Source organism: Pseudomonas sp. P5_B2 (genome assembly GCF_056400445.1).
In genome coordinates, this window is record NZ_JBFULH010000363.1 from 1 (window position 1) to 4140 (window position 4140).

2 protein-coding genes and 6 pseudogenes are annotated in these 4140 nt (G+C 54.0%); 2 read left to right on the plus strand and 6 right to left on the minus strand.

Going from position 1 to position 4140, the window contains the following annotated elements:
• The 3 genes and pseudogenes from AC1DRJ_RS20410 to AC1DRJ_RS20420 all read right to left on the minus strand — a co-directional run.
• Window positions 1–1055: mannose-1-phosphate guanylyltransferase/mannose-6-phosphate isomerase (locus AC1DRJ_RS20410; protein WP_477803740.1), on the minus strand; the 1055-nt coding region annotated here is incomplete at its 3' end.
• Between the two features lie 466 nt (window positions 1056–1521).
• Window positions 1522–1681: pseudogene (locus AC1DRJ_RS20415) on the minus strand (dTDP-4-dehydrorhamnose reductase); the annotation flags it as partial.
• A pseudogene (locus tag AC1DRJ_RS20420) lies at window positions 1678–2005 on the minus strand (GDP-mannose 4,6-dehydratase); the annotation flags it as partial. The pseudogenes AC1DRJ_RS20415 and AC1DRJ_RS20420, both read right to left, overlap by 4 nt.
• 163 nt (window positions 2006–2168) lie before the next feature.
• On the opposite strand from AC1DRJ_RS20420, the gene AC1DRJ_RS20425 reads away from it, so the two are divergent.
• Together AC1DRJ_RS20425 and AC1DRJ_RS20430 are read left to right on the plus strand one after the other, a co-directional pair.
• Complete coding sequence (locus AC1DRJ_RS20425; protein WP_477803741.1) at window positions 2169–2267, plus strand: hypothetical protein; 99 nt, start codon at window positions 2169–2171, stop codon at window positions 2265–2267.
• Window positions 2268–2299: 32 nt separating this feature from the next.
• Window positions 2300–3013, plus strand: a pseudogene (locus AC1DRJ_RS20430) (DDE-type integrase/transposase/recombinase); the annotation flags it as partial.
• On the opposite strand, the pseudogene AC1DRJ_RS20435 reads toward AC1DRJ_RS20430, so the two are convergent.
• The 3 pseudogenes from AC1DRJ_RS20435 to AC1DRJ_RS20445 form a co-directional block, all read right to left on the minus strand.
• Window positions 2968–3285: pseudogene (locus AC1DRJ_RS20435) on the minus strand (transposase); the annotation flags it as partial. The pseudogenes AC1DRJ_RS20430 and AC1DRJ_RS20435 sit on opposite strands and share 46 nt — an antisense overlap.
• 250 nt (window positions 3286–3535) lie before the next feature.
• A pseudogene (locus tag AC1DRJ_RS20440) lies at window positions 3536–3664 on the minus strand (NAD-dependent dehydratase); the annotation flags it as partial.
• 63 nt (window positions 3665–3727) lie between these two features.
• A pseudogene (locus AC1DRJ_RS20445) lies at window positions 3728–4115 on the minus strand (glycosyltransferase); the annotation flags it as partial.
• Window positions 4116–4140 lie beyond the last annotated feature (25 nt).

Below are 4140 nucleotides of genomic sequence, written 5' to 3' on the forward strand. Positions count from 1 at the left end.
ACGATATGTTTTACGTCTTGGGCGTGATCCTTGTGAGCAATCATCACCGCATCCGGGGTGTCGATCACCAGCAAGTTCTCGACTCCGACCAGAGCTGTTAGCCGACCTTCGCTGTTAACGTAGTTGTTGTAAGAGGAATGAGACAGCACCTCTCCTTCAAAGCGGTTACCGTTTTCATCAGGCTCGGTCAGCTCACTGACAGCATTCCATGATCCGATGTCACTCCAGCCGATGTCACATGGTACGGTCGCTACTTTGGAGGAACGCTCCATCAAAGCGTAGTCGATAGAAATATCTGGCACCTCTGCGAATGCATCCGCATCGAGTGCAAGGCAACGGTAATTGGCAGATGAAGTAAGGCGCGATGTTTCAATCGTCCGGCTGACGGCCTCCACTACGTCGGGAACATGCAGGCGAAGCTCTTCGAGGACAGTGCCCACCCGGAAGCAGAACATCCCTGAGTTCCAATAATAGTTGCCTGCGGCGACATAACTTTGCGCGGTGTCAAGATTGGGCTTTTCGACAAAGCGCGCCACTTTCAGGCCTCCCYTCAGCGGGGCATCTTTCTGCGCTTCGATGTAGCCAAACCCTGTTTCAGGATACGTCGGCTGGATACCGAAGGTGACCAACCAGCCTTCGGCGGCAAGCGTCATGGCACTGGTTACGGCTGCGGCAAACGCTTTTTCATCATTAATCAGATGGTCAGCAGCCAGCACCAGCATTTGGGCGTCGGGACCATGCGTGGACTCCAGCTGAAGCGCGGCGGCAGCAACGGCTGCTGCGGTATTACGACCAAAAGGCTCCAGGATAAAGCCCTGAGGGTGTTTAGCTGAATTGACTGCGCCGTATTCGTCTTCAGTCTTGAACAGGAGTTCACGGTTGGTCACCGTAAGAACCTCCACAACACCTTCCAGACGCGAAGCACGAAGAAAGGTTTTCTGTATCAGATTCTGGCCATCTGGCAGCTCCATGAACGGCTTGGGATGGGCTTCTCGAGAAACGGGCCACAACCGGCTGCCCACTCCGCCAGACAAAATTACGGGAATCAGTACCATGCGCTAAATCCTTAATCCCCCTTCTGGCAGATACATCCAGAAAGTGGGGCTCAGTTATATTTTGGGTCATCCTTACATTGTCAGCGATGCAAATTCATTGCTCAAGGCGATTGCAAAGGTGAGAGCTCGACCTCGATCCAAGCCCCTCGACTTTGTGCCTGGCGCCTCTCTGATTGACCTGCTCAGATACCAGACTACCTTTTTTTGGGGGTGATATCGACATATGGGAGTCTTCCCTGGAAGGGAAATCGGATCAGATGAATTAAGGCATGCAATGCTGCACGGGATCAGGTAACTCTGCCGTCAATTCTACAGGTAGTGCCGGGAAATTATTAACTCATTCGGAGGGTGGAAGGCAAAAAATCATTTAAAAACAAACGTGCGTTTCAAATGCGAGCTCAAAATAACAACAACCGCCAGCACCGATCAAATCTCAGCAACGAGGAGCTTCAAAGAGTTTTCGAGATAGCGAACGGATCGTGGCGCGCATGCCTCCAGATCGGACAGATCACCACATAATCCATCAGCGGGATGGCGATCCAGCGAAGTCAACTTACCCAACGGTGCAAGTGAGGCTGCAACTCTCAGCCGACCTGGCCATTCACTCCCAGCAGGAGGATTTTCATGCCTTGCTCGAACGATTCGCATAGTTCCGGTCGACCCACTGATGGGAGCTGCCGCTCTTCACGTGAGTCACCCATTCAGTGTTGATCAAATACCATTCAACCGTTTTGCGGATACCGGTTCGAACGTTTCTTCCGGCGTCCAACCCAACCGCTGGCGTCAATCGCATAGCGCTGGTCGTCGCCAGGACGATCCTGAACGTTGGTGATCAGGCCGGCGTGCGGGCGATTGGCGGAATCTGGGCGCAATTCGTCAAGCAACGCGCACAGTGTATGCACGACCTCAATGTTCTGCTTTTCGTTATGACCGCCAATGTTGTGTAACTGCTCCATGAACTCCACATTCAAAGTCACCACCCGATCCCTGATGCTGTGCTCCCGATTCCTTTCCCGAGCCAGCACCTCATGATGCGTCCCGACGCAAAAGTCGAAAAAGTTTATCTACCCCAAGCCCGTCGACTTCCGAGAATCCATCGACGGCCTCGCCGCTCTGGTCGAACTGGACATCAAGGTCGCGGCGTTTAACCCGGTGCTTTTCGTGGCTCCTCCCCGGTGTCAGGATAGTTGTCGCCTCTCCGGTTTTTCCTGAAAAAACATATCGGGGGCGGAAAGAGACTGGTCGTGCCGTATTATTCACCTGAACGCAGAGCCGCATTACTCAAGATGCTGCTTCCCCCGCTGAACCTGTCGGTTTCCCGGCGCGAAGGGGTCAGCGAAATGTCTTTGTCCAACTGGCGTAAGCAACTCAGCCCTGAAGGAAGTGCAGTGTCCGAAAACAAGCAAATGACCGAGAACTGGTCAGCCGAAACCAAGTTTGCTGTCGTACTTGAAGCCGCCGGTTTGTCCGAGATCGACCTGGGCGAGTATTGCCGCCGCAAAGGCCTTTACCCCGAGCAAATCACGGCCTGGCGACCAGCCTTCATCACCGGCCAGAAATCGTAAAAGGCCCTGCAAAAAGAAGAGCGGGAGCCAGCAGCATCGAGGCCGTAGTCAGCGCCCCAAGCGGTACGCAGCACCGACGACTCACGCGGCCAAAGCGCCMAATCAGGTGTGGTCGTGGGACATCACGTACCTGCTGTCTCCGATAAGCGACAAGTATTACTACCTCTATCTGATCGAGGATTTTACAGCCGCAAGGCGGTGGACTGGGAGGTCTACGAAGCGGAAAGCGGCGAGAAAGCCGCCGCGCTGCTGCAACACAGCGTGATCGGCGAGCAGCGTTTACACGAACCGCTGGTGCTGCACTCGGACAACGGCGCGCCGATGAAATCGGTGACGCTGTTGAGCAAAATGTATGGACTTTCCAATAATCGGTCGCGCATCAAATTAAGTAACGGCTGGAAGTGTTCGCAGTACTGGATCACCCAGCGCACCAAGGTTTGACGCGGGATATCGACACCGTGACGAGCGAAGACTTTTTCGAAACGGCGCAGCGGCAGGCCATCCACGTACTTGGTGGTCAGCAGCATCGCCAAYACGCTGKGGCTGGYCATGCTWTTTTMGATCARYTGSGCGGGTTTGTCGGCGGTGACCGGTGCTGTTTCGCAGCCTCGGCAGCCGTAGACCTTGCGGATGTGTTCGATCACCCGAATCTGCATCGGTACGATAGCTCGGACGCTTACGGCGCAGATAGCGCACGCTGTAACCATCGCGGGAGGCCTTGTGGGCCAGCGTGCAGAGGTGGGGTTCATGGAGCACTTACGCTTATCCAAATATTGGCCTTCGGTCTTTCGCATGGCTTCGCCCACTTTGACCGGCGGAAACCACCCCAATAGATCGCGAGTCTTGCCGATATCGACCTGCAGTGACCCACAAAGGCGTTGAGCGACGGCACGCTTGCCCAGTATTGAAGCCAAGAGCCTCCGCAGCGCGCTCCGCTAATCTAAGCGAGCCATCAACGTTAACCTTACGGAATTCCGCCAATGCATCTACGATCACGTCATTCATCACGTGCACACGAGCTGCGGTATGAACAACAACATCTATCTCTTCATCCCATGCAACTTGAGGTTGTGCCTTGTCCAGCAGATGCCTTCCGCCATCAGGCTAAAATGCCATGACGTTACTGGAATACGCATCAACCTGATGGGAGTCAATCGTGGAAGTTGCTCGTAGAAGCTTATCAACTCGCCAAATATCATCCTGGTCCGCAAAGGCTATGAAGTCGTAGGCTTCAAAATCTACATCACGAATCAACCGAAAAAATTGCGCGACGCGCCGCCAAACTTCCCTGCATCCTGCAGGGCTATGACAGGGGATGCTCAGCGGCATAGTTTGCGCACCATGACTGCGTGCCATCAGTAGAACGGTCAACACTGATATAGACCATTACGTCGACTTCGGACTGGCTAAGGATCGAGACGAGCTGTTCCTCGATCCATTGCATTCCGTTGTAGGTCGCCAGCAAAAATGCAACCTTTGGCAATCTAACTGGCATGCCCTTCCTGCTTGCACTATTGGAA